Origin of the sequence: Xanthomonas sp. NCPPB 3583 (assembly GCF_041475715.2) — a bacterium.
Taxonomy (GTDB): domain Bacteria; phylum Pseudomonadota; class Gammaproteobacteria; order Xanthomonadales; family Xanthomonadaceae; genus Xanthomonas; species Xanthomonas euvesicatoria.
In genome coordinates this window covers 4,312,032-4,335,787 of record NZ_CM191263.1, presented here as the reverse complement: position 1 = coordinate 4,335,787, position 23,756 = coordinate 4,312,032, and the positions used below count along the sequence as shown (strand labels likewise).

The window sequence follows — 23,756 nt, the reverse complement described above, 5'->3', positions numbered from 1 at the left end:
CGAAGCGTCCCGTGGCGCGTCGAGACAAGGCGCGCCACGCGGTATCGGCGCGCCACCGGGCGCTTCCCGAAGGGTTGGTCGTCAGCGGCAGCGCGCACCGCGCAGCTTGCCTTGGCGCCAGCCAAGCCGGCGCTACGCAGCACCCGCTCCGCACCGCGGGCGGCCAACGCATCTCTTCTCAACATGCATGACACGCTCTAGTGATTTACCGGCAGCGGCAACACTGGTACAACGCACGCTACATCATCAGGGAGTGCGGTCATGCAATGGAAGCAGCGTTTCAGTCTTGGCATCTTGTTGGCATTGAGCAGCATCGCAGCGACGCAGGCACGTCCAGGCGCAGAACAGGCGCACATGCAAATTGAGGCCAGCATGAATGTGGCAGGCGAGTTGACCCTGACCCCGGACGGTACCGTCACGGCAGTGAAACTTGCCGACGAAGCGAGCTTGCCGCCGGCAGTGCGCGAGCGGATCAAGCGTTCGGTCGCATCGTGGCGCTTCGACCCTGTGCGCGACAACGGAAGCGCCTTGCCCGCGCAGTTGCCGATGAGCCTGCTGCTGGTCGCCAAACAGGGGGAAGGGGAAAATTATCTGGTGTCGATCCGTAGTGCGCATTTTGGCGGCCAGGCGCAGGACGCGACGAGTGTGCGCACCAACGACATGCGGCCGCCGCGCTACCCCGAAGCGGCGTTTCGGGCCGGTGCCACCGGCGTGGTCTATCTGATGCTCAAGATCGGGCGCGACGGCAAGGTCCAGGATCTGATCGCAGAGCAAGTCAACCTGACATCCCTCGTGCCGGAATCCAAACGTGCACGGTTGCGCCAGGCGTTTGCCGATGCGGCCTCGACGAAGGCGCGTGCATGGACGTTTCTGCCGCCGACAGAGGGTCCGGACGTCAAGGCGCCGTACTGGGTCATGCGTGTTCCGGTCAGCTTCGACATCGGAACGTCGCCACGCGATCTGATCGCCGCACAACAGGTCCAGAAATGGCGTTCGTATCTGCCTGGCCCCCGTCAGGCCGCCCCATGGGATGAACAGCGCGGCGCAGCGACATCGAGCGACAGCCCGGATGCCCTGCCTGCCAGCGGGTTGTTCTCCGCACGCGGGGAAGGTGTTCGCCTGGTCACGCCGCTGCAAGGAAGTTGAGCGCGGCTCACAGAGCTGACAGAGAAGGCTAAAGCCTGCGCAACGGTCGCCTCGCACAAAAAAGCCCCGCAATGCGGGGCTTTTTCGTCTCGATGAACCGACTGGACTCAGCGCTTCATCGAACTGAAGAACTCGTCGTTGGACTTGGTGGTCTTCATCTTGTCCAACAGGAATTCCATTGCCGCGATTTCGTCCATCGGGTGCAGCAGCTTGCGCAGGATCCAGATCTTCTGCAGCAGTTCCGGCTCGATCAACAGATCTTCGCGGCGCGTGCCCGAGCGGTTGATGTCGATTGCCGGGTACACGCGCTTTTCGGTGATGCGACGGTTCAAGTGCACTTCGCTGTTGCCGGTGCCCTTGAACTCTTCGTAGATCACCTCGTCCATCTTGCTGCCGGTTTCCACCAGCGCCGTGGCGATGATGGTCAGCGAGCCACCTTCTTCCACGTTACGCGCCGCACCGAAGAAACGCTTCGGGCGGTGCAGGGCGTTGGCGTCCACACCGCCGGTGAGCACCTTGCCGGAGCTAGGCACCACGTTGTTGTAAGCGCGCGCCAGGCGGGTGATGGAGTCCAGCAGGATCACCACGTCCTTCTTGTGCTCGACCAGGCGCTTGGCCCGCTCGATCACCATCTCGGCAACCTGCACGTGACGCGCAGCCGGCTCGTCGAACGTTGAGGAGATGACTTCGCCGCGCACGGTGCGCTGCATTTCGGTCACTTCTTCCGGACGCTCGTCGATGAGCAGCACGATCATGTGCACTTCGGGATGATTGGTGGTGATGGCCGTGGCCACCTGCTGCATCATCATCGTCTTACCGGCCTTGGGCGGGGAGACGATCAGCGCACGCTGACCCTTGCCCTGCGGTGCCATCAGATCCAGGATGCGGCCGGTGATGTCCTCGGTGGAGCCATCGCCACGCTCCAGACGGAAGCGGCGGCGCGGGAACAGCGGGGTCAGGTTCTCGAACAGGACCTTGTTCTTGCTCGCTTCCAGCGGCTCGCCGTTGATGGTGTCGACGATCGACAGCGCGAAATAGCGTTCGCCGTCCTTGGGGAAGCGGATGCGGCCGGACAGGTGGTCGCCGGTGCGCAGGTTGAAGCGACGGATCTGGCTGGGCGAGATATAGGTATCGTCCGGGCCGGCCAGGTAGCTGGCTTCTGCGGCACGCAGGAAACCGAAGCCGTCGGGCAGGATTTCCAGCACGCCGTCGGCGGCAACGCCTTCACCGTGACGGGTCAGCACCTTGAGCAGGGCGAAGATCACGTCCTGCTTGCGCGCACGCGCCACGCCTTCCTGGATGTTGAGCTGGTCGGCGATGTCCAGCAGCTTCTGCGCCGGCATCCGCTTGAGGTCGCTCAGCGAATACACCGGAAAACCTTCCGGCACGGCCGGATGCGGACGCGCGATGAACGGCTCGTTGCTGCCGTCGGACGAGGGCATGCCGCCGTCGTTGCCGAAGCGGTCGCGCGGGCCGCGGTCGCGGCGGTTGCGGAACCGGTCACGGCGGTTGCCCTGCTGGTTCTGGCCTTGCTGGTTTTGTCCCTGACCCTGACCGCCCTGGCCTTGCTGATTCTGGCCGGCGTTCTGGTTCTGGTTCTGGCCCTGCTGCTGACCTTGGCCCTGGTTCTGGCCTTGATTCTGGTTCTGCTGTTGCTGCGCCTGGTTGAAGCGCTGCTGCTGCGACTGGCCACCCTCGCGGGGCTCGCCGTGGGTGTCGCCGCCGTGGCTGGCGCTGGGCGCCTGACCGGCGTGTGCGCCATCGCTGGACGTCTGCGCCGGTGCCGGATCGGCAGCGCGCGACGGTGCCTGCGGGGCACGGGGTGCTTCGGGTGCGGAACTGGTGGGCAAGGGCAGGTTGGGCTGCTGTGCGCCAGCCTCTTCAGTGGCGGCGGCGGTCTTGCTCACGCGCGGCTTGCGCACGCGCTTCTCGACGGGAGCGTCGACGCTGCTCCCGGTATCGGAGGAAGGATGATCGGACAAGTGCGTGATTCCTCGCTAAGGTGCGAGCGCCCAACTAGGGGCGAACTGGTGGTAGATGGGAGTCTAGAAGAGCTTCTAGAGGGGTGCGGCGGCGCACGAACGTGCGCCGGACCAACTGACACTATCACCGCCGCGCGTGACCGCGCAAGCGTCTTCCCGGGCATGATTTAACTGCCGGCGCATCATCGGGCGCCCATTGCTGGACGCCCGCCTGCTCAGGCGGCCGCGCCACCCAGGGTCTTGTCGATCATCTGGGTCAGCTGGCCCTTGCCGACGGCGCCGATCTGGGTCGCCTGCACCTGCCCGTCCTTGAACAGCAACAGCATCGGGATCGAGCGCACGTGGTACTTGATGGCCAGCGCACGGTTCTGGTCCACATTCACCTTGGCGACCTTGAGGCGGCCCTGATAGGTGTCGGCCAGATCGTCCAGCACCGGGGCGATCATCTTGCACGGGCCGCACCACTCGGCCCAGAAATCCACCAGAACCGGTTCGCCCGATTGCAGTACAGCTGTGTCGAAGTCGGCATCGCCGACATGTTGAACCTTATCGCTCACCTTGGGTCTCCTGGAAACCAAAACGGCCCACCCGAACGGGCAGGCCGCTACATTGCGCTAAACTGGGGCATTGCGCGACTGAATCAAGTGTCAGTCCTGAAGCCGCGCTGTCCGCCACAACAGCCGCAGTTTGCGACGCTGTCGGCATCGATGCAAGCCGCGCCCGGGCTGCCCAGGGCGCCTCACGAAGACGGAATAATGAGCGACAAACCGCTGACCGATGTGACCTTTTCCTCGTTCGATCTGCATCCGGCCTTGATCGCCGGGCTGGAGAGCGCCGGGTTTACCCGCTGTACCCCGATCCAGGCGCTGACCTTGCCGGTCGCGCTGCCGGGCGGCGATGTCGCCGGCCAGGCCCAGACCGGTACCGGCAAGACCTTGGCGTTCCTGGTCGCGGTGATGAATCGGCTGCTGATCCGCCCGGCCCTGGCCGACCGCAAGCCGGAAGACCCGCGCGCGCTGATCCTGGCGCCGACCCGCGAGCTGGCGATCCAGATCCACAAGGACGCAGTGAAGTTCGGCGCCGACCTTGGCCTGCGCTTTGCGCTGGTCTATGGCGGGGTGGATTACGACAAACAGCGCGAACTGTTGCAGCAGGGCGTGGACGTGATCATCGCCACCCCGGGCCGCCTGATCGACTACGTCAAGCAGCACAAGGTAGTCTCGCTGCACGCCTGCGAGATCTGCGTGCTGGACGAGGCCGACCGCATGTTCGACCTTGGCTTCATCAAAGACATCCGCTTCCTGCTGCGGCGCATGCCCGAGCGCGGCACCCGGCAGACGTTGTTGTTCTCGGCCACGCTCAGCCACCGCGTGCTGGAGCTGGCCTACGAGCACATGAACGAGCCGGAAAAGCTGGTCGTCGAAACCGAAAGCATCACCGCTGCGCGGGTGCGCCAGCGCATCTATTTCCCCTCCGACGAAGAGAAGCAGACGCTGCTGTTGGGCTTGCTGTCGCGCAGCGAAGGCGCGCGCACCATGGTGTTCGTCAATACCAAGGCGTTCGTGGAGCGCGTGGCGCGCACCCTGGAGCGGCACGGCTACCGGGTCGGCGTGCTGTCGGGCGATGTGCCGCAGAAGAAGCGCGAGTCGCTGCTCAACCGCTTCCAGAAAGGCCAGCTCGAAATCCTGGTCGCCACCGACGTGGCTGCGCGCGGTCTGCATATCGATGGCGTCAAGTACGTCTACAACTACGACCTGCCGTTCGACGCGGAAGACTACGTGCACCGCATCGGCCGCACCGCACGCCTGGGCGAAGAAGGCGATGCGATCAGCTTCGCCTGCGAACGCTATGCGATGAGCCTGCCGGACATCGAGGCCTATATCGAGCAGAAGATCCCGGTCGAGCCGGTGACGTCCGAACTGCTGACGCCGCTGCCGCGTGCGCCACGCGTGCCGGTGGAAGGCGAAGAGGCCGACGACGACGCTGGCGACAGCGTGGGCACGATCTTCCGCGAAGCGCGCGAGCAGCGCGCCGCCGAAGAACAGCGTCGCGGTGGCGGGCGCAGTGGCTCGGGCGGGTCGCGCAGCGGCAGTGGCGGTGGTCGCCGCGAAGGCGCCGGTGCCGATGGCAAGCCGCGTCCGCGTCGCAAGCCACGGGTGGAAGGCCAGGCGCCTGCAACTGCGGCGTCGACCGAACATCCGGTCGTTGCCGCAGCGGCGGGACAGGCACCTTCCGCGGGCGTGGCCGATGCCGAGCGCGCGCCACGCAAGCGTCGGCGTCGTCGTAACGGTCGTCCGGTCGAGGGTGCCGAGCCGGCAGTGGCATCCACGCCGGTTCCCGCACCTGCCGCACCGCGCAAGCCCACCCAGGTGGTTGCCAAGCCGGTGCGTGCCGCCGCCAAGCCGTCGGGCAGCCCCTCGCTGCTCAGCCGGATCGGCCGCCGACTGCGTTCGCTGGTCTCAGGCAACTGACCGTTTGCGGCACTGATCGCATCGCCGCGCATCGGCGATGCGACGCAAGCACTGACGCTCCGGCATAATCGCTGAATGACCGTTCTGCGTTTCGACAACGTCAGCAAGCACTACGCCGGTGGCCACCAGGCGCTGACCGATGTCAGCTTCGAAGTGGCCGATGGCGAGATGCTGTTCGTGACCGGCCACTCCGGCGCCGGCAAAAGTACCTTGCTCAAATTGATCCACCTCAGCGAACGCCCGAGTCAGGGCGCGGTACTGCTGGGCGAACGTAACCTGCTCAAGGTACGTGGCCGGCAGATTCCGCTGCATCGGCGCCAGGTGGGTGCGGTCTATCAGGACCACCGTCTGCTCAACGACCGCAGCATCGCCGAGAACGTGGCCCTGCCGCTGATCTTGCGCGGCACCCGGCGTGCCGAGATCGGCAAGCGCGTGCGCTCGGCATTGGAGCGCATCGGTCTGGCCCATCGCGAGAAAGCCCTGCCGTCGCAATTGTCTGCCGGCGAGCAGCAACGCGTGGGCATCGCGCGCGCCATCGTCGGCGAACCGCGGCTGCTGGTGGCCGATGAGCCCACCGGCAATCTCGACCCGGCACTGGCCGCGGAAATCATGCAGTTGTTCGCCGAACTTCCGGCCCGTGGCACCAGCGTGCTGGTGGTCAGCCACGACCTGGCGCTGCTCAAGCAGATGCGCAAGCGCGTGCTGATCCTGGATCACGGCCGCCTGGTCGACGACATCTCGCCGCAGGACCTGGCCGAATGAGCAAGCCCGCCAATACCGAAACCGTCGCGCCGTCGCGGCTCGGCGTCTGGATCGACCACCATCTGCACAGCATTGCCTTCAGCCTGGGCCGTGCGATGCGCAAGCCGTGGGCCACGTTGCTGACCATCGTGGTGATGGCCCTGGCCCTGGCCCTGCCGCTGGGGCTGTCGATCGCGCTGGACAACGTCAAGCTGCTGGCCGGCAGCGTGCAGCAGTCGCGCGAGATCAATCTGTTTCTGAAGGTCGACGTGGCTGCCGAGGCGGCGCAGGCGCTGGCCGGCGAGCTGCGTGCACGCCCGGATGTCGCCAAGGTGACGCTGCGCACGCCGGAGCAGGGCTTGGCCGAGCTGCGCGAAAGCGCCAAGCTCGATGAAGCGGCCGATGCGCTGGGCGACAACCCGCTGCCCACCTTGCTGATCGTCACTCCCGCCGATGCGACCGACGACGCGCAGCTGGCCAGTGCGCTGCAGGCGCTGCCGCAGACCGATCAGGTGCAGCACGACGCGCTGTGGCGCAAGCGCCTGGATGGCTGGTTGCACTTCGGCGAGCGCCTGGTCCAGGTGTTGTCTGCCCTGCTCGGGATCGGTGCGGTGCTGGTGGTCGGCAACACCGTGCGGCTGGACATTCAGTCGCGGCGCGAAGAAATCGGCGTGCTGCAGTTGCTCGGCGCCAGCGATGGCTTCATCCGCCGCCCGTTTTTGTATCTGGGCGCGTGGTACGGACTCGGCGCCGGCGCTGTCGCGCTCGCTCTGATCGCCGCCTCGGGCCTGGCATTGCGTGCGCCGTTGGCGACATTGGCCGACAGTTACGGCAGTTCTTTTACCCTGCACGGGCTGGATCTGTTGCATTCTGCGATGGTGCTGGTCGGCACCTTAGTCCTGGGTTGGTTGGGTGCCTGGCTGGTGACCGGCCATTTCCTTCGCCAGACCCGTCCTACCGAGACCTGAGGCCTGCCATGCATCCACCAGATCTCAAACACCTGATCAGCGACGCACCGCGCGTGATGGTGGTCGATGGTTCCAAGTTGGTGCGCAAGCTGATTGCCGACGTGCTCAAGCGCGACCTGCCCAATGTGCAGGTGATCGGCTGTTCCAACATTGCCGAAGCGCGGCAGGCGCTGGAAGCCGGCGCCGTGGATCTGGTCACCACCTCGCTGTCGCTGCCCGATGGCGACGGCCTGACCCTGGCGCGCAGCGTGCGCGAAACCGCCGGGCAGGCCTATGTACCGGTGATCGTGGTCTCCGGCGATGCGCAGCAGCATCTGGTGGAGCGCCGATTCACCGAGTACGTCACCGATTATTTCGACAAGGCGCTGGGCCATGAAGCCCTGGCGACCTTCATCCGCGGCTACGTGCAGCCCGAGCCGGTGGTGGGCGCGACCGTGCTCTACATCGAAGACAGCCGTGTGGTGGCCGAGGCGACCAAGCGCATGCTCGAACGCCAGAGCCTGAAAGTGGTGCACGTGCTCACCGCCGAAGATGCCTTTGCGCTGCTCACCGCCGAATCGCTGGGCCGCACCGAGCGCCGCATCGACGTGGTGCTCACCGACGTGACCCTCAAAGGCGAGCTCAACGGCCGCGACGTGGTCGAGCGTATCCGCATCGATTTCGCCTACGGCAAGCGCCGCCTGCCGGTGCTGGTGATGACCGGCGACACCAACCCGCGCAATCAATCCGACTTGCTGCGCGCCGGTGCCAACGATCTGGTGCAGAAACCGATCGAAGAGCGCCTGCTGGTGACCAAGGTGTTGTTCCAGCTGCGCCTGGCACGCCTGGAGGATCAGGCTGTCACGCTATGACTGAAGGGGAGGGACGCATCCAGCTGGAACCGTCGTGGAAGGCAAGAGTGGGCGACTGGCTGCTGCGCCCGCAGATGCAGGAGCTGTCGGCATTCCTGCGCCAGCGCAAGGCGGCCGGAGCACGGGTGTTTCCGCCCGGCCCGCAGATCTTCGCCGCCTTCGACGCCACCCCGTTCGAGCAGGTCAAGGTAGTGATCCTGGGCCAGGACCCGTATCACGGCGAAGGTCAGGCGCATGGGCTGTGCTTCTCGGTATTGCCCGGCGTGCCGGTGCCGCCGTCGCTGCTCAACATCTACAAAGAGATCCAGGACGACCTGGGGATCGCGCGGCCGGATCACGGCTACCTGATGCCCTGGGCGCGCCAGGGCGTGCTGCTGCTCAATGCCGTGCTGACGGTGGAGCAGGGACGCGCCGGCGCCCACCAGAACAAGGGCTGGGAAGGCTTCACCGATCATGTGGTGGACACCCTCAACCGCGAGCGCGAAGGGCTGGTGTTCCTGCTGTGGGGCAGCTATGCACAGTCCAAGGGCAAGGTCATCGACCCGGCACGCCATCGGGTCTTGAAGGCGCCGCATCCTTCGCCGCTGTCGGCGCACCGCGGCTTCCTGGGCTGCCGGCATTTTTCCAAGACCAACGACCATTTGCGGCGGCGTGGTCTGAGCCCGATCGACTGGTCGCTGCCACCGCGCAGCGCGCTGGACACCACCTCCACCGGCGCCTGAACGACGCTGGCGGCATCTCGTTGCGCAACCAATTTGTCACGGTTTGCACAGGGGCTTGGTGATACCGTAAGCCTCGAATTTGGGGTGCCGGGCTGTAGAACACCGGTGATGCCAAACACCCGAACGTTCTATAAATGGAATGCTGGGAACTCTTTCTGTACCCGGCAGTCCAATAGTTCGACTGCTAAGATGGTGCCTATGAACCAGACTACCTCAACTGCCCTTGTGGCAAACAATCTCCCGATTCCCAGTGCGCTCGGTTCGCTGGACGCCTACATCGGTGCCGTGCACCAGATCCCGGTGCTGTCGGTCGATGAGGAGCAGGATCTGGCCCGTCGCTTCCGCGACGAGCTGGACCTGGACGCCGCGCGCGAACTGGTCCATTCCCACCTGCGCTTCGTGGTGCACGTGGCTCGCGGCTACAACGGCTACGGCCTGCCGCTGGGCGACCTGATCCAGGAAGGCAATATCGGACTGATGAAGGCGGTCAAGCGCTTCGACCCGGACATGGGCGTGCGCCTGGTCAGCTTCGCGGTGCACTGGATCCGTGCCGAGATGCACGAGTTCATCCTGAAGAACTGGCGCATCGTCAAGGTCGCCACCACCAAGGCGCAGCGCAAGCTGTTCTTCAACCTGCGCAAGTCCAAGACCCGTCTGGGTTGGCTCAATGCGTCGGAAGTGACTGCGGTTGCCAAGGACCTGAACGTCTCCGAGCGTGAAGTGATGGAGATGGAGTCGCGCCTGTCCGGTCGCGATATCGGTTTCGACGCGTCGTCGGACGAAGACGACGATCACGGCCCGCCGTCGCCGGTGAGCTATCTGGTCGCCAATGAAGAAGACCCGTCGCAGGCGTACGAGCGTCACGACAGCGAAGACAACCAGCTGCAGCTGCTGCGCGAAGGCATGGCTGGACTGGATGTGCGTTCGCGCGACATCGTCAAGCGCCGTTGGCTGGATTCCGATTCGAAAGTGACGCTGCAGGAACTGGCAGACGAATACGGCGTCTCGGCCGAGCGTATCCGCCAGATCGAAGCCAATGCGCTGAAGAAGATGAAGGCGCTGTTCGTCGCCTGACCCTGTCGGTCTTGCGCGAGTGGTTGTACAGACGGCCCGGTTTTCCGGGCCGTTTGCATATGTGGTGTTACGCGATTGCTACTCCGGCGGGCGCGCCACCGGCAGATGCCAGCCGTAGCGGATGGCCATGAAGCGCAGGCCGAAACACACGCCGGCGCCGGTCGCCAACGACCAGGCCTGCGGCACATCCAGGACGTGCCCGATCGCGACCAGCCCGCCACCGGCGAGCGCGGCGACCGCATACAGTTCGGCCTGCAACACCACCGGCGTGCGTGCCACCAGCAGATCGCGCGCGATGCCTCCGCCGATGCCGCTGAGCATGCCCAGCAGCGTCGCGCTGAGTGGGCTGAGGTGATAGTCCAGCGCCTTGCTGGTGCCGTAGACCGCAAACAGCGCCAATCCGGCCGCATCGAAGAGTTGCACCGGGTTGCGCAGCCGCTCCACCGCTGCATGCCAATAGAACCCGGCCACGCCGGCCAGGCAGGCCACCAGCAGATACTGCGGCTGCACCAGCGCGGCCGGCGGGGTGGCGCCGATCAGCACATCGCGCACGATGCCGCCGGACACCGCTGCCGCGCAGGAGAGCACCAGCACGCCGAACAGGTCCAGGCGGTTGCGCACCGCCAAGGTCGCTCCGCTCAGGGCGAACACGAAGGTGCCGAGCAGATCCAGCAGGAACAGGACAGTTGCCACGATCGGGTCGTCGAATCAGGCCGCACAGCATCGCACGGCCTGCGCCGCTATCACCCGTCCTTGCTGCTGGGCGGCGGGTCGTCGGCGGCGCCGCCGAAGATGATGCGTGCGGCGCGCTGGTAGCTCCAGTACGCCATCGCCCAGTTCACCAGCACCACGAACCGGTTGCGGAAGCCGATCAAAAAGTACACGTGCGCAGCCAGCCAGAACCACCAGGCGACGATGCCGGACAACTTGAGCTTGCCCACATGCACGATGGCGGCCATGCGGCCGATCGTGGCCAGGTTGCCGTAGTCCTGGTAGCGAAACGCCGGGGCGGTCTGGCCGCGCTGCCGCGCCCGGATCGCCTTGGCGATGTGCTTGCCCATCTGCTTGGCGGCCGGCGCCACGCCCGGCACCGGGCGGCCGTCCTGCTGCACCGAGGCCAGATCGCCGCCGACGAAGATGTCCGGGTGGCCCGGTACGCTGAGGTCGGCCTCGACCAGCACGCGGCCGGCGCGATCCAGCGGCACGCCCAGCGTACGCGCCAACGGCGAGGCGGCCACGCCGGCGGCCCACACCACGGTGCGTGCCGGCACGAAGGTGTCGCCGAGCTGGTAGCCCAAGGCATCGATCTGCGTGACCGGAGTTCCGGTGTGCACCTCCACGCCCAGACGTTCCAGCTGCTTGCGCGCCTTGGCAGTGAGATCTTCCGGAAACGAGGGCAGCACGCGCGGACCGGCTTCGACCAGGCGCACGCACGCCTGCCGCGGGTCGATGTGGCGGAACTCGTTCTTGAGCGTGTGGCGGGCGATTTCGGCCAGGGTGCCGGCCAGTTCGACGCCGGTGGGCCCGCCGCCGACCACGGCAAAGCTCAGCCAGGCGGCGCGTGCGGCGGGGTCGGATTCGGCTTCTGCGCGTTCGAAGGCCAGCAGCAGCTTGCGCCGCAGCACCAGCGCGTCGTACAGCGTTTTCAGGCCGGGGGCGTGTTCGGCCCATTGGTCGTTACCGAAATAGGCATGGGTGGCGCCGGTGGCCAGCAGCAGCATGTCGTAGCCGAGCGTGCTGCCATCGGCCAACACCACCTCGCGGCGGTCTGGTGCGATATCGGTGACATCGCCGAGCAGTACTTCGACATTGCGTTGCTCGCGCAGGATGTGCCGGAGCGGCGCGGCGATGTCCGGTGCCGACAAACCGGCGGTGGCCACCTGGTACAGCAACGGCTGGAACAGGTGGTGGTTCTGACGGTCGACCAGGGTGATGCGGATGCCGGGGTCGTCGAGCGCGCGGGTCGCCCATAAGCCGGCGAATCCGCCGCCAACCACAACCAGATGCAGCGGAGCTTGGGAGGGGGGAGAGGTCATCGTGAGGTCCGATGGAGTGCGACGCGGGCCCATCAGGATGCCGCATCGGCAATGAACATGCCGCGTGAGCGCGGCCCGCCTGCGGCATCATGTCGCATCTCCCGCTTCCGGCCAGCCCATGTCCTCGCTCCCGCCGCCGTTGCCGCCGTTGTCGTCTGTGCAACCTGCTGCACCGTCGCCGGCAGCTGTCGCCCCAAAGTCGCTCAGTAGTGTGGCGATCGGGCTGATTGGCGTGGCGACGTGCGTGGTGCTGATGGCGATGCTGGTGTTTGGCGCGCTCATCTGGCTGATGTCGACCGGTTGGTCGTTGTTTGCCGATCAGGCGCGCAGTGCGCTACAGGCCGATGCCGTGGTGCAGGAACATATCGGGCAGATCCGCGACATGCGGGTGGATCTGTATCGCACCAGTCTGGCACCGGGGAGCGACGAGTTCGTGTTCGATGTGCAAGGCGATCGCGGCACCGGGCGCGTGCACGCCACCTGGGTCAGCGACGGTGCCGAACGCGAGATCCTGAGTACGGGCGTGCTCACGCTGCGCGATGGTACCGAGTACACATTGCCGGCCGAGACCGACGTGGAGGAGAGTGAGATGGACACCGACACCGACTTCAAGACCGAATCTGCGAACTCCCTGGAGCAATGAGCATGATCGACAACCCCGACAAACGCATCGCGCTGCTGATCGATGCGGACAATGCGCCGGCCGGCAAGATCGACGTGGTGCTGGCCGAAGTGGCGCGCTACGGCGTGGCCAACGTGCGCCGCGCCTACGGCAACTGGAAGAGCCCGCACTTGAAAGGTTGGGAGGCGGCATTGCACGACTACGCGATCCGGCCGATCCAGCAATTTGCCTACAGTTCCGGCAAGAACGCCTCGGACATGGCGATGGTGATCGATGCGATGGACCTGTTGTACGCGCGCAATCTGGATGGATTTGCGATCGTCTCCAGCGATGCCGATTTCACGCCGCTGGTGATGCGGCTGCTGACCGACGGCATGAAGGTCTACGGCTTCGGCGAGAAGAAGACACCGGCGCCATTCGTCAATGCGTGCTCCAAGTTCACCTATGTCGAGGCGCTCGGGCAACAGGCTGCAGCGGCCAGCGAAACGGCTGCCGGTCGCAAGGACGCCACCGCATTACGCAGCGATACGCGTCTGGTCCAAATGCTACGCAATGCGATCGTCAGCGCCTGCGAAGACGATGGTTGGGCGCTGCTGAGTGCGGTCGGCAAGCAGGTGGCCAACCAGGCCTCGTTCGATCCACGCAACTATGGCTATCGCAAACTCAGCGATCTGGTACGCGCGATCGGCTTGTTCGAGATCAGGCAGGACGAACAGGCGTTGTGGGTGCGCGACGCGCCCAAGGGTGGCGGCAGCGGCGCGAAAACCGCAGTGCCTGCCGCAGCGGCGCCGTCACCGGCCAACAAGCGCGCGGCGCGCGCGCCCGCCAAACCTGCTCCGGGGAAATGACGATGACGCATGCAGCCAGCGACCACACACCGCCGACGATCACGCTGTGGGGGCGTCGCAATTCCAGCAATGTACGCAAGGTGCTGTGGTGCGCCGAAGAAGCCGGCGTGGCCTACGCCTCGATCGAAGTGGGCGGCGCGTTCGGGGGCAACACCACGCCGGAATATCGCGCGCTGAACCCGAACGGGCTGGTGCCGACACTGCAGGATGGCGCGCTGGTGCTGTGGGAATCCAACGCGATCGTGCGCTATCTGGCCGCGCAATATGCGCCGGCGTTGTATCCGCATGCGCCGGCCGAGCGCGCGCTGGGCGATCGCTGGATGGATTGGACCACTTCCACTTTCGCTGGAGTGTTTCGCGACCTGTTCTGGGGCGTTTTGCGCACGCCTGAGGCCGAGCGCGATCACGCACGCATCGCTGCGGCGTTGACCCACTCGGGCGAGTTGCTCGCACGTGCCGATGCGGCATTGGCGCAACAGCCGTACCTGTCCGGCGAGCAGTTCGCGATGGGCGATATTCCGCTGGGCAGCTTCATCTACGCGTGGTTCGAAATGCCGATCGAGCGACCGGAATTGCCGCATCTGCAGGCGTGGTATGCGCGCCTGCGTGCGCGGCCGGCATACCGGCGCGCGGTAATGACCGCGCTGACCTGAGTGTCGCGCCGACGCTGAGTCAATGCGATTCATGACAGGCACCGCCTGAGCTGCCGACCCGGCACGTGCTGCAAGCAAGTGGGCCTTGTACATCACGCAGGCAGGTAGCCTGCAGTGTCGTAGGAGCGCACCCGGGCGCGAGGGCATTCCCGTCATGCCACATCGCGCCCGTGTGCGCTGCTACCAAGGATCACGCCACGTGCGCTCAATGACCTGGGCACAGCGCGCAAGACGTGGGTCTGGCTTCTGCTCCATGGTCGAGACGCCGTGCGCTAATACAAGTCGATCGGGTCCACATCCAGCGACCAGCGCACACGGCGGGCTTGCGGTAGCGCATAGATGGCCGGCAGTTGGGTGTCGAGCAGGCGATGCAATGCCGCGCGTTGTTGCGCCGACAACAGCAACTGCGTGCGCTGGAAACCGGCGCGGCGCGGCATCGGTGCCGGCATCGGGCCGTAGCATTCCACCGCGGCAAACGCCGGCGATTGCGTGCCGGGGTCGGCGCTGGTCAAACCGCGCACCGCCAGCAGGAATTGATTGGCTGCGGCCACATCCTTGGCTTCGGCACGGAACAAGGCCAGGTGCGCGAAGGGAGGGAATCCGGCCGCTTCGCGCTGCTGCAGTTCGGCGTCGGCGAAGGCGTGGTAGCCGCCATTGACCAGGGTCTGCAGCAACGGGTGTTCGGGGTGATGGGTCTGCAACCAGACTTCGCCCGGCCGGTCGGCACGCCCGGCGCGTCCGGCTACCTGGATCAACTGCTGGGCCAGTTTTTCGGCGGCGCGGAAGTCGGCCGAGAACAGGCCTTCGTCGATGCCGACCACCACCACCATGGTCAGCCGTGGCAGGTCGTGGCCCTTGGCCAGGATCTGCGTGCCCACCAGGATGCCGGCCTCGCTGCCGAGCCGGGCGAGCTGGGTTTCCAGTGCGTCGCGACGCTGGGTGGTGCTGCGGTCGATGCGCACCACCGGGACGTCCGGAAACGCCTCGGTCAGGCGTTCTTCCAGTCGCTCGGTGCCGATGCCCTGCGGCTGCAGCGCGAGGCTGGCGCAGGCCGGGCAGGCCAGCGGTGCAGGTTGGCGCGCGCCGCAATGGTGGCACTGAAGACGGCGGCCGCCGGCATGCACGGTCATCGGGGTCTGGTGCAGCGGCGTGCTGCAGCGCTGGCAGGCCGCGGTCCAGCCGCAGTCGTGGCACAGCAGCACCGGTGCATAGCCGCGGCGGTTCTTGAACACCAGGACCTGTTCGCCGCGCGCCAGGGTGGCGCCGATACCGGCCAGCACCTCGGGCGACAGGCCGTCCTTGAGCGGGCGCTTGCGCACGTCGAGCACGCGTACGCGCGGCGGGCGCGCTTCGCCGGCGCGCCGCGACAGGCGCAGATGCTGGTAGCGGCCGGAATAGGCGTTGTGCAGGCTTTCCAGCGATGGCGTTGCACTGCCCAGTATCACCGGCACATCCAGCGCCTTGCCGCGTACCAAGGCGAAATCGCGCGCGTGATAGCGGATGCCGTCCTGCTGCTTGTAGCTGCCGTCGTGCTCTTCGTCGATCACGATCAGCCCGGCGTTGGGCAGCGGGGTGAACACCGCCGAGCGGGTGCCGACGATCAGCTTTGCCTCGCCACGCCAGGCCGCCGCCCATACCCGCGCGCGTTCGCCGTCGGACAGACCCGAGTGCAGTGCGTGCACCGGCACGCCCAGGCGGGTACGGAAGCGGCCCAGGGTCTGCGGAGTCAGGCCGATCTCCGGTACCAGCACCAACGCCTGCTTGCCGGCGGCCAGGCAGTCGGCGATCGCCTGCAGGTAGACCTCGGTCTTGCCGCTGCCGGTGACGCCGTCGAGCAGGTAGGTGGCAAAGCCACTGTGCGCGCGGATCGCGGTGGCGGCGGCCTGCTGTTCGTCGTTGAGCGGCGGGCCGCTGCCGGGACGGGGCGGGATGCTGTCGGCCGGCACCGCCACGCGCTCGGCGTAGTGGCGTTTGGCCAGGCTGCGCGCTGCCTGCCGCCATTGCGGCAGTAGTGGATCCAGTTGCTCTTCGCCCACTGCGCCGGTGAGCAGCAGGGTCGCCAACAGGGCGGGACGGCTGCCCGCGCGCAGGCTGGCGGCACCGCTGTGGCCGGCTTCGGTCAGCTGCCAGGCCCAGGCGTGGGTGTCGGCCAGCGGTTCGCCGCGGCGCAGCGGGCCGGGCAAGGCGCTGGTCTGGGCCTCGCCGAGCGGAGCGTGGGTGTAGCGGGCCAGCCAGTGCAGCGAGCGGGCCAGTTCATCGACCAGCAGCGGGGCCTGGTCGCACCACGCCAGTGCCGGGCGCAAGCCGTCGGCCGCGGGCAGTTGCCCGATGTCCACCACCACCCCGACCAACTCGCGCGGCCCGAAAGGCACCCGCACCCGGCAGCCGACCCGCGCCGGGTCCGTCAACGGCGCATCGGTCGGAGGCAGATAGTCGAACAACTGGGGCAGCGGCACCGGCAAGGCGACGCGCAGGGTGGCGACGGTCGAAGTCATCCGACCAGTCTACCGACCCTGTCCAGAGGCCGGCGGCCGCCCCCGAATCGGCCCGAATCCAACCCGAGGCAGCGGCCGCGTTTCTGTGACGGAAGTGATAAATACGACGTAAACCTATGTGAGGGTTAAGGAAACGGGTTTATCCACACTGACTGTGGATAAACCTGTGAATTAGTGTCGTGCTCCACGCTGTGACGATGGATTCACTAGCCTCTGCAACCTCTTGGACATTTTTTAGCCAACATGCATAAGTCAATAAATTTCAATCACTTAGGCGTGAAACACGAATGCAACAAAGAAAAAACAACAGTTGACAGACGCCTGCGTATCGGTATGTCTGCCGCTGTGCACAACCCGCCGCGGCGGCAGGCACGGCCGGTGTGAAGGCGGAGCGGGGCCGGGCCGATCTGTCAAGCCGTCGGCGGGGGCCAATCGCGTCGGTATCATGCCGGCCGATGCTGGAGTTCTCATGACCGTAGTCCCCGACGCCCCCGTGACCCCTGCCGCGCTATCTGCCTTCTTGCGCGGTGTCGAACGCCGGGGTCTGGTGCTCGCACAATTGCAATGCGGCGACGTGGCCGCCGCCGAGCGCGCCCTCGCAGCGGCCTTGCGCGCCTTCAGCAGCCAGGCGGCAGGTCGGCCGATGGCAGGCTGGCCGATGCGCTTCTGGAGCCTGCTGGCCACCGCGCCCCCGCTGCGGCGCGAGCCGATGCCGGGCACGTGGCTGCCCCCATTCACTGTCTTGGGCCGGATGCAGACTGCCGACCGCCTGGCGCTGCTGCTGCGGATCGTGGCCGGGCTGGAAGAAGGCGTGGCCAGCGAGGTGCAAGGCGTCGAAGCGGCGGACTACCGGCAGTCGCTGGCGCGTGCCTGCCCGCGCGATGCCGCCGGCAATCCGGATGCCCAGGCCTGGCGGGCCCTGGCAGAAGCGGCGCAAGTGGAACTGCGCGACCTGAGCCCGGCCCAGTTGACCCGGCTGAGCCAGCTCCGCGATTCGGCCCTGGCCGGAATGCCGCTCACTGCCGCGCCGGCCGAGCCGGCACCGGGCCGTCCTGCCGCTGCCCGGGCCCGACGGCAATGGCGGTGGCCGCAGCTGGAGCGCCGCCACGCCGGCATGGCGCTCGGCGTGCTGGCGGTGGCACTGCTGCTGGCGGGGTTGGGCTGGTGGTGGGCCCACCGCCGGCCCGCGCTTCCTCCCGAGCCTGTCTCGCAGGCGCCTGCCGGCGTGTTGCACGTGACCGACGCGGCGCCGGTGCTGGTGGAGGAACTCCCGGCGGCCGACCTGCCGGATGCCGTGGCCACGCCGGGCCTGGATCCGCGCGACCAGGCGATGCTGGCCGACCCGGATCTGGAGCTGGCCCGCGCTGCGGACTTCTACGCCTGGTATGCCGCCGGCCACCCGGTGCCGGTTGATGAATCCGGTGCGCATGCCACCGCAGCCGAGCAACCTTCCGCCCCTCTGGAGACGGTCGATGATGAAACCAACTGACTGGTGCGGCCTGGTGCTCTGCGCGTTTGCCGGCGTCGCCGGCGCGCAGCGCTTGCCGACGCCGCTGGAAGAATCGGCCGCTGCGCCGGCCGCGTCCACCTCCGCTGCCGCAGTGCCGAATACATCGCCGAGCGCCGCGCAGCAACGCACACGCTGGGCGGCGATGACGCCTGCGCAGCAAGCCGAGCTGCGTGCCCGCTATGCCGCCTGGAAGGGGCTGACGGCCACAGACCGCGTGGTGTTGCGCCAGGCACGCGAGCGGCTGCAGGCCTTGCCCGAGGATCAGCAACGCGCGCTGCGCACCCAGTTCGGCGCGATGGATCGCCTGCATCGCGACGGCTGGCGCCTGGGCTCGCAGGTGGGGGCGTTCTATGCCCAGTTGCAGCCGTTGATCGGCTACGTGCAGCCCGCCCAGCGCGAGGCCATGCTGGCCGCGCTGCGCAGCCTGGACGCCGGCCAGCTGGAGCAACTGGCGGTGCTGGCACAGCGCACCCCGCCCCAGGAGCGCGACAGCCTGCGCGAGGCCTTCCTGGCCGAAGCGCCGGCCACGCGCAGCATCTGGTTGAAGCGCCAACTGGCGCGTTGATCGCTCGCGTGCCGTCGGCGCGCGCAATGCCTTTCAGTGTTGCGCCGGTCATATCCGTTCTAGCGGTGCCTGCCCCATAGCGCCGCTTCAGACGCGCCGCACCCAGGCCCGGCATCGCTGCGTCGCGCTGCAATGTGGCTGTCTTCGCGCAACCGTCTGCGCAGTCAGCGCGTCAAAGACGCGCCAGACTGGCCACCATCAACAGCGCCGCGGCCACCGTCACCAACACCAGATACACCCCGCTCAGGCCGATGTACTTGAGCACGGTGACCAGCCAGGACTGCGCGTACACACGCCGCTGCATCCACAGCAGATACACCGGCATCCAGAGCGTCAGCCCGAACTGCACGACTCCGATACTCCAGGTGATCGGGCTGGCGACGTGCGCCAGCGCATCGCTGAGCAGCGACAACAGCAGTTGCGTGAGCAGGTTCAGGCACAGGAAGGCGTGGCTATACAGTGCCACCACCAGATGCTCCAGATACACCTGCCCGCTGCGCACGTAGAACACCCGCAACAGCAGTGCAAACAGCGGCACCAGCACCAGCAATGCAGACGGCACCGCTGCGAAGAATGCGTTGTAGAGCAGTTGCGGGTCGCTGCGCAGTCGAGGCAGGTTGTCGCGGATATGGCGAAGTTGGGTATTGATCCAGCGGTTGGCGAACTGCGGTAGTGCCGCATAGTGCAGTGGGTTGCTCACCGGGTCCCACGGCTTGCCCATGACCGAAAAGAACGTGCTATCGCTGTCTGCCTCTGCGGTGGGCACGGCGCTGGTCGGACGCGCGTCGGCCTGCAGCTGCGTCAGACGACGTTGCGCTTGCGCATTGGCACGCGCGATGCCGGCGTCCACGCGCTCGCGTGCGATGCCGCTCGGCACGGCCGCGCGCGTCTGCGTCAGCGCGTCGACCAACTGCCTGCGTACCGCTTCCACCTGCGCCGGCGTGCGTGCCTGTGCGAAATCCTTGGAAACCGTGGTCTGGCTGGTGCCGGGCGCGGCGGCGATATCGCTGTCTGCGGCGGACGCATGCACGGCGATGCGCGCGATGAAGAACGTCAACAGGCTCAGTACCAGGAACAGCCGCATCGGCGCCACGTACCGCACGCGTTGGCCGCCCAGGAAGCGTTGGGCCACGCGTCCGGGCACCAGCAGGTCGCGCAGGGTGCGGAAAATGCGCCCATCCAGATGCCAGAACGATTCGAAGACTTCTTCCACCGCATGGGCGACGCTGCGCACCGGGTTGTGCGCGCTTTGCCCGCAGGCGTGGCAGTACGCCCCCTGCAAGGCAGTGGCACAATTTTCGCAGTCTGTGGGAGGGTGCGCGGTCGAATGCGGTGACATGAGCCAGGTCCGGTTGGCGAGTCGGGGAAGGCGCGTTGCCGTCGACCTGATCCCGAAAGAACGGCGTTGGCGCACGCGTACAACGGTCTCCCGCGCCGGCCCGGTTGCAGCAGCCTTCGCGTTTTGCCCGCACACACAGTCGCGCAGCGGGCTCTACCCAGCTGCGCGGCAAGGCCGCAGTCGGAAAGTAGGCGTAAGATAGCCGGCCCGCGCGACCCGGTGCCAGCGCCTCCCGGCACGGCCGTAGTCCGCGCAGCGATCGGTTGTCATGTCTGTTTCTTCTGCACCCCCGTCCGCGACGCCAGGCTTCGCCTCGGAAGTGCGCACCACCGGCCTGCTTGCGTTGCCGCTGGTGCTCGGCCACGTTTCCACCGGCCTGATCGGTTTTGTCGACAACGTCATCGCCGGCCACCACGGCACCGCCACGCTGGCTGCAGTCACCATCGGCACCTCGCTGCTGTGGCTGCCGATGCTGGTGCCGATCGGCACCTTGATCTCGTTGACTGCCTCGGTCTCGCAATTGCTCGGCGCCGGCCGCGAGCGCGAGATCGGGCCGCTGTTCCGGCAGGCGCTGTGGCTGTCGCTGGGGCTGAGTGCGCTGATGTTCGTGTTCCTGAGCGTGGTGCCGCCGTTGCTGCCCACCTTCGGGATTGCAGCGGACATCGTGCCCGGCGCCACCGCGTTCCTGCACGCGGTGCGCTGGGGCGTGCCGGCGCTGACCTTCTACTTCTGCATGCGCTATCTCAGCGAGGGCATGCACTGGACGCTGCCGACCATGCTGCTGGGCTTTGGCGGCCTGCTGGTGCTGGCACCGGTGGGCTATGCGCTGACCTATGGCAAGTTCGGCTTCGCCGAACACGGTGCCGAAGGTCTGGGCATCGCCTCGGCCATCACCATGTGGGTGCAGGCGAGCGTGTTTGCGCTGTATCTGTGGCGCGCACGGCGGTTTGCGCATCTGCACTTGTTCGCCCACCTGGAAGGACCGCGCTGGCGCGCCATCGGCGAGTTGCTACGCACCGGCTTGCCGATCGGCATCACCGTGTTGATGGAAGGCGGGTTGTTCATCGTCACTGCGTTGTTGATCGGCCGGCTGGGCTCCACCGAAGCGGCCGCGCACCAGATCGCGATCAACGTCGCGCAGTTGTGTTTCATGATCCCGATGGGCGTGGCCGAGGCCACCACCGTGCGCGTGGGCCACGCAGTGGGCCGCGGCGACCCGCTGGCGATGCGGCGCGCGGCCTGGGCCGGCTATGCGATCGTGCTGGGCACCCAAGCGCTGTCGGCCAGCGCACTGTTGCTGGGCCACGATGCCATCGTCGGCGTCTATACCGACGACGTGGCCGTGGCCGCGCTGGCGTCGGTGTTGCTGCTGTTTGCCGCCACGTTCCAGTTTCCCGACGGCATCCAGGTGCTGTCGGCCGGCGCGCTGCGCGGGCTCAAGGACACCCGCGTGCCGATGTTCCTGGCGATGTTTTCGTACTGGGGCGTGGGCATGCCGATCGGCGCCGGGCTTGGCCTGGGGCTGGGCTGGGGACCGAAGGGCATGTGGGTGGGCCTGATCCTGGGCCTGACGGTGGCCTCGATCCTGATGGGGCTGCGCTTCCGCCAGACCAGCCGGCGGCTGACCGCCACCGTGACACCCTGACTTCCAGCGCATGCCGCGCGCGCTGCGCAGCCGGTATGCTGGGCACCATCGATCTGTATGCAGCGTCTTTCGACGGAGCTTTCCATGAACCACCCCGTGCGTCGCAATCCCATCGCCAGCTTCTTCGTCGGCCTGTGGGATGTGATGAATTTCACCCGGCGCCTGATTTTCAACCTGGTGTTCTTCGGTTTCCTGTTCCTGCTGCTGCTGGTGTTCGTGGTGGCGCTGGCGCGTGGCGATGGCACCAAGCCGCTGGCCGAGCGCACCACCCTGGTGATCAACCCGGAAGGCACGCTGGTCGAACAATTCAGTGCAGACCCGGTCAGCCGGTCCCTGGCCAAGGCGGTCGGCGACAAGAGCGCCGAAGAAGTGCAACTGCGCGACCTGGTGCGCGTGATCGAGGCGGCGGGCAAGGACCGCAAGATCGAGCGCGTGCTGTTGAACCTGGACAAGCTGCAACCGTCCGGATTTGCTTCCCAACGCGAAGTGGCCGTCGCATTGCAGAAGTTGCGCGCCTCCGGCAAGCAGATCGTGGCCTTCAGCGAGAGCATGAGCCAGGGCCAGTACCTGCTCGCCGCACAGGCCAACGAGGTGTATCTGGACCCGATGGGCAGCGTGTTGCTGGAAGGCCTTGGCCGCTATCGCCAGTACTTCCGCGAAGGCCTGCAGGACAAGCTCGGTGTGGACGTGCATCTGTTCCGCGTCGGCGAGTACAAGTCTGCAGCCGAGCCGTACATCCTGGACGCGGCCTCGGCCGATGCCAAGGAAGCGGATTTGTTCTGGATGAACGATGTGTGGCAGCGCTATCTGGCCGACGTGGGCACCGCGCGCAAGCTGAGCCCGGCGCAGCTGGCTGCCGGCATCGACACGCTGCCCGAAGGCGTGGCCGCCGCCGGTGGCGACCTGGCCAAGTTCGCGCTGCAACAGAAGCTGGTGGACGGGCTCAAGACGCGCGAAGAAGTCGATGCGCTGCTGGTCAAGCGCGGTGTGGCCGACAGCGATGCCGACAGCGGTTTCCGCAATATCGGGTTCAACGATTATCTGAGCCAGCTGCAGGCGCAGCGTTCGCCGATGGATAGTCGCCCGCAGGTGGCGGTGGTCGTGGCAGCGGGCGAGATCAGCGGTGGCGAACAGCCGGCCGGACGCATCGGTGGCGAGTCTACGGCGGCGCTGTTGCGCCAGGCGCGCGACGACGAGGAAGTGAAGGCGGTGGTGCTGCGCGTGGATTCGCCCGGTGGCGAAGTCTTCGCCTCCGAGCAGATCCGCCGCGAAGTGGTTGCGCTCAAGCAGGCCGGCAAGCCGGTGGTGGTGTCGATGGGCGATCTGGCCGCGTCCGGCGGTTACTGGATCAGCATGAATGCCGATCGCATCTACGCCGACCCGTCGACCATCAGCGGCTCCATCGGCATCTTCGGCATGGTGCCGAACCTGACCCGCGCGCTGGACAAGATCGGCGTGCACACCGACGGCGTGGCCACCACGCGGTTCGCCGGTGCGTTCGACATCACCCGTCCGCTGGATCCGGCTGCCGGCCAGGTCATCCAGGCAGTGATCAACAAGGGCTACGCAGACTTCACCGGCAAGGTGGCGCAGGCGCGTCACCAGTCGGTGGAGGCGATCGACAAGGTGGCGCGTGGCCGTGTGTGGAGCGGCGCGCAGGCCAAGGAGCGTGGATTGGTGGACGCGTTCGGCGGCATGTCCGAAGCGGTGGCCGATGCGGCCGACCGCGCCAAGCTGAGCCGCGGCAAGTTCCGCGTGCGCTATGTGGAAAAGCCGGCCACGCCGTTCTCGCAGTTCATGAGCGGGTTTGCCGGCAGCCGCATGGGCGCCTGGATGCTGGGCGACTCGGGCATGGCGCGCGCGCTGCTGGCCCGCTCGTTGCCGGAAGTGGATACGCAGCTGCGCTTTGTCGAAAGCGCCGTGCACGACAGCAAGGCAGGCGGCACGCCGGTCAAGTCGCTGGCCTACTGCTTCTGCGGGTTCTGACGCGTTGCGCTCAGTGCGCACTTGATGCATCGACAACGCCGGCCATGTGCCGGCGTTGTTGTGCGCGCGCGGATGATGCGGTGGTTTGAACGGCCGAACGAA

20 protein-coding genes are annotated in these 23,756 nt (G+C 66.8%); 14 read left to right on the top strand and 6 right to left on the bottom strand.

Going from position 1 to position 23,756, the window contains the following annotated elements:
* Nucleotides 1-261 precede the first annotated feature (261 nt).
* Nucleotides 262-1,146, top strand: a complete 885-nt coding sequence (locus ACCQ07_RS18630; protein WP_008577366.1) for a TonB C-terminal domain-containing protein — start codon at nucleotides 262-264, stop codon at nucleotides 1,144-1,146.
* Between the two features lie 107 nt (nucleotides 1,147-1,253).
* Here the strand turns inward: ACCQ07_RS18630 and rho are convergent, their stop codons facing one another.
* Together rho and trxA are read right to left on the bottom strand one after the other, a co-directional pair.
* Nucleotides 1,254-3,128, bottom strand: a complete 1,875-nt coding sequence (gene rho, locus ACCQ07_RS18625) for a transcription termination factor Rho (protein ID WP_372363534.1) — start codon at nucleotides 3,126-3,128, stop codon at nucleotides 1,254-1,256.
* Between the two features lie 215 nt (nucleotides 3,129-3,343).
* Complete coding sequence (trxA, locus tag ACCQ07_RS18620; RefSeq protein ID WP_005923050.1) at nucleotides 3,344-3,685, bottom strand: thioredoxin TrxA; 342 nt, start codon at nucleotides 3,683-3,685, stop codon at nucleotides 3,344-3,346.
* Between the two features lie 198 nt (nucleotides 3,686-3,883).
* Here trxA and rhlB point away from each other — a divergent pair, with 198 nt between their 5' ends.
* The 6 genes from rhlB to rpoH all read left to right on the top strand — a co-directional run bounded on the left by rhlB (nucleotide 3,884) and on the right by rpoH (nucleotide 9,955).
* Nucleotides 3,884-5,599, top strand: coding sequence for an ATP-dependent RNA helicase RhlB (gene rhlB / locus ACCQ07_RS18615; protein ID WP_008577362.1), 1,716 nt, complete (start codon nucleotides 3,884-3,886; stop codon nucleotides 5,597-5,599).
* A gap of 75 nt (nucleotides 5,600-5,674) precedes the next feature.
* Nucleotides 5,675-6,361 carry a cell division ATP-binding protein FtsE gene (ftsE, locus tag ACCQ07_RS18610; RefSeq protein ID WP_003484499.1) on the top strand — a complete coding sequence of 229 codons (687 nt, stop codon included), beginning with the start codon at nucleotides 5,675-5,677 and terminating at the stop codon, nucleotides 6,359-6,361.
* Nucleotides 6,358-7,308, top strand: a complete 951-nt coding sequence (gene ftsX, locus ACCQ07_RS18605; RefSeq protein WP_014091239.1) for a permease-like cell division protein FtsX — start codon at nucleotides 6,358-6,360, stop codon at nucleotides 7,306-7,308. Before ftsE ends, ftsX begins: the two co-directional genes overlap by 4 nt.
* Before the next feature lie 8 nt (nucleotides 7,309-7,316).
* Nucleotides 7,317-8,159 (top strand): response regulator, encoded by an 843-nt coding sequence (locus ACCQ07_RS18600; RefSeq protein ID WP_003484494.1) that lies wholly within the window; start codon nucleotides 7,317-7,319, stop codon nucleotides 8,157-8,159.
* On the top strand, nucleotides 8,156-8,881 hold the full coding sequence (ung, locus tag ACCQ07_RS18595) for a uracil-DNA glycosylase (protein ID WP_031425106.1): 726 nt from the start codon (nucleotides 8,156-8,158) through the stop codon (nucleotides 8,879-8,881). Before ACCQ07_RS18600 ends, ung begins: the two co-directional genes overlap by 4 nt.
* A 198-nt stretch (nucleotides 8,882-9,079) precedes the next feature.
* Nucleotides 9,080-9,955: an RNA polymerase sigma factor RpoH gene (gene rpoH / locus ACCQ07_RS18590; protein WP_014091236.1), complete on the top strand. Its 876-nt coding sequence runs from the start codon at nucleotides 9,080-9,082 to the stop codon at nucleotides 9,953-9,955.
* A gap of 78 nt (nucleotides 9,956-10,033) precedes the next feature.
* Here the strand turns inward: rpoH and ACCQ07_RS18585 are convergent, their stop codons facing one another.
* Both ACCQ07_RS18585 and ACCQ07_RS18580 read right to left on the bottom strand, forming a co-directional pair.
* On the bottom strand, nucleotides 10,034-10,648 hold the full coding sequence (locus ACCQ07_RS18585; protein WP_011348802.1) for a trimeric intracellular cation channel family protein: 615 nt from the start codon (nucleotides 10,646-10,648) through the stop codon (nucleotides 10,034-10,036).
* A gap of 50 nt (nucleotides 10,649-10,698) precedes the next feature.
* Nucleotides 10,699-11,991, bottom strand: coding sequence for an NAD(P)/FAD-dependent oxidoreductase (locus ACCQ07_RS18580; RefSeq protein ID WP_136733294.1), 1,293 nt, complete (start codon nucleotides 11,989-11,991; stop codon nucleotides 10,699-10,701).
* Nucleotides 11,992-12,109: 118 nt separating this feature from the next.
* Here ACCQ07_RS18580 and ACCQ07_RS18575 point away from each other — a divergent pair, with 118 nt between their 5' ends.
* From ACCQ07_RS18575 to ACCQ07_RS18565, 3 genes are read left to right on the top strand one after another with little or no spacing between them, the layout of a single operon-like run.
* Nucleotides 12,110-12,634, top strand: a complete 525-nt coding sequence (locus ACCQ07_RS18575; RefSeq protein ID WP_041469847.1) for a hypothetical protein — start codon at nucleotides 12,110-12,112, stop codon at nucleotides 12,632-12,634.
* Nucleotides 12,631-13,461 (top strand): NYN domain-containing protein, encoded by an 831-nt coding sequence (locus tag ACCQ07_RS18570; protein ID WP_057680853.1) that lies wholly within the window; start codon nucleotides 12,631-12,633, stop codon nucleotides 13,459-13,461. Before ACCQ07_RS18575 ends, ACCQ07_RS18570 begins: the two co-directional genes overlap by 4 nt.
* Nucleotides 13,458-14,114, top strand: coding sequence for a glutathione S-transferase family protein (locus tag ACCQ07_RS18565; protein ID WP_008577169.1), 657 nt, complete (start codon nucleotides 13,458-13,460; stop codon nucleotides 14,112-14,114). The genes ACCQ07_RS18570 and ACCQ07_RS18565 overlap by 4 nt, the downstream gene beginning before the upstream one ends.
* A gap of 272 nt (nucleotides 14,115-14,386) precedes the next feature.
* Here ACCQ07_RS18565 and ACCQ07_RS18560 read toward each other — a convergent pair whose 3' ends face one another.
* Nucleotides 14,387-16,609 carry a primosomal protein N' gene (locus ACCQ07_RS18560; RefSeq protein WP_029820485.1) on the bottom strand — a complete coding sequence of 741 codons (2,223 nt, stop codon included), beginning with the start codon at nucleotides 16,607-16,609 and terminating at the stop codon, nucleotides 14,387-14,389.
* A 469-nt stretch (nucleotides 16,610-17,078) separates the two neighbouring features.
* On the opposite strand from ACCQ07_RS18560, the gene ACCQ07_RS18555 reads away from it, so the two are divergent.
* Complete coding sequence (locus ACCQ07_RS18555) at nucleotides 17,079-18,098, top strand: hypothetical protein (protein ID WP_372363532.1); 1,020 nt, start codon at nucleotides 17,079-17,081, stop codon at nucleotides 18,096-18,098.
* Nucleotides 18,082-18,684 (top strand): DUF3106 domain-containing protein, encoded by a 603-nt coding sequence (locus tag ACCQ07_RS18550; RefSeq protein ID WP_057680855.1) that lies wholly within the window; start codon nucleotides 18,082-18,084, stop codon nucleotides 18,682-18,684. The genes ACCQ07_RS18555 and ACCQ07_RS18550 overlap by 17 nt, the downstream gene beginning before the upstream one ends.
* Before the next feature lie 172 nt (nucleotides 18,685-18,856).
* Here ACCQ07_RS18550 and ACCQ07_RS18545 read toward each other — a convergent pair whose 3' ends face one another.
* Nucleotides 18,857-20,023, bottom strand: coding sequence for a DUF3667 domain-containing protein (locus tag ACCQ07_RS18545; protein ID WP_372171393.1), 1,167 nt, complete (start codon nucleotides 20,021-20,023; stop codon nucleotides 18,857-18,859).
* 268 nt (nucleotides 20,024-20,291) lie between these two features.
* Between ACCQ07_RS18545 and ACCQ07_RS18540 the strand changes: the two genes are divergently transcribed.
* Both ACCQ07_RS18540 and sppA read left to right on the top strand, forming a co-directional pair.
* Nucleotides 20,292-21,668 carry an MATE family efflux transporter gene (locus ACCQ07_RS18540; RefSeq protein ID WP_029820482.1) on the top strand — a complete coding sequence of 459 codons (1,377 nt, stop codon included), beginning with the start codon at nucleotides 20,292-20,294 and terminating at the stop codon, nucleotides 21,666-21,668.
* Nucleotides 21,669-21,752: 84 nt separating this feature from the next.
* Complete coding sequence (sppA, locus tag ACCQ07_RS18535; RefSeq protein ID WP_014091225.1) at nucleotides 21,753-23,654, top strand: signal peptide peptidase SppA; 1,902 nt, start codon at nucleotides 21,753-21,755, stop codon at nucleotides 23,652-23,654.
* The last annotated feature ends 102 nt before the right edge of the window (nucleotides 23,655-23,756 follow it).

Coding starts and splice junctions, on each gene's coding strand:
- ACCQ07_RS18630 (WP_008577366.1), top strand. CDS start 262: ATGCAATGGAAGCAGCGTTTCAGTCTTGGCATCTTGTTGGCATTGAGC.
- rpoH (WP_014091236.1), top strand. CDS start 9,080: ATGAACCAGACTACCTCAACTGCCCTTGTGGCAAACAATCTCCCGATT.
- ACCQ07_RS18600 (WP_003484494.1), top strand. CDS start 7,317: ATGCATCCACCAGATCTCAAACACCTGATCAGCGACGCACCGCGCGTG.
- ACCQ07_RS18580 (WP_136733294.1), bottom strand. CDS start 11,991: ATGACCTCTCCCCCCTCCCAAGCTCCGCTGCATCTGGTTGTGGTTGGC.
- ACCQ07_RS18545 (WP_372171393.1), bottom strand. CDS start 20,023: ATGTCACCGCATTCGACCGCGCACCCTCCCACAGACTGCGAAAATTGT.
- ACCQ07_RS18555 (WP_372363532.1), top strand. CDS start 17,079: ATGACCGTAGTCCCCGACGCCCCCGTGACCCCTGCCGCGCTATCTGCC.
- ACCQ07_RS18550 (WP_057680855.1), top strand. CDS start 18,082: ATGATGAAACCAACTGACTGGTGCGGCCTGGTGCTCTGCGCGTTTGCC.
- ACCQ07_RS18570 (WP_057680853.1), top strand. CDS start 12,631: ATGAGCATGATCGACAACCCCGACAAACGCATCGCGCTGCTGATCGAT.
- ACCQ07_RS18565 (WP_008577169.1), top strand. CDS start 13,458: ATGACGATGACGCATGCAGCCAGCGACCACACACCGCCGACGATCACG.
- sppA (WP_014091225.1), top strand. CDS start 21,753: ATGAACCACCCCGTGCGTCGCAATCCCATCGCCAGCTTCTTCGTCGGC.
- rhlB (WP_008577362.1), top strand. CDS start 3,884: ATGAGCGACAAACCGCTGACCGATGTGACCTTTTCCTCGTTCGATCTG.
- ftsE (WP_003484499.1), top strand. CDS start 5,675: ATGACCGTTCTGCGTTTCGACAACGTCAGCAAGCACTACGCCGGTGGC.
- ung (WP_031425106.1), top strand. CDS start 8,156: ATGACTGAAGGGGAGGGACGCATCCAGCTGGAACCGTCGTGGAAGGCA.
- ftsX (WP_014091239.1), top strand. CDS start 6,358: ATGAGCAAGCCCGCCAATACCGAAACCGTCGCGCCGTCGCGGCTCGGC.
- ACCQ07_RS18560 (WP_029820485.1), bottom strand. CDS start 16,609: ATGACTTCGACCGTCGCCACCCTGCGCGTCGCCTTGCCGGTGCCGCTG.
- ACCQ07_RS18540 (WP_029820482.1), top strand. CDS start 20,292: ATGTCTGTTTCTTCTGCACCCCCGTCCGCGACGCCAGGCTTCGCCTCG.
- ACCQ07_RS18575 (WP_041469847.1), top strand. CDS start 12,110: ATGTCCTCGCTCCCGCCGCCGTTGCCGCCGTTGTCGTCTGTGCAACCT.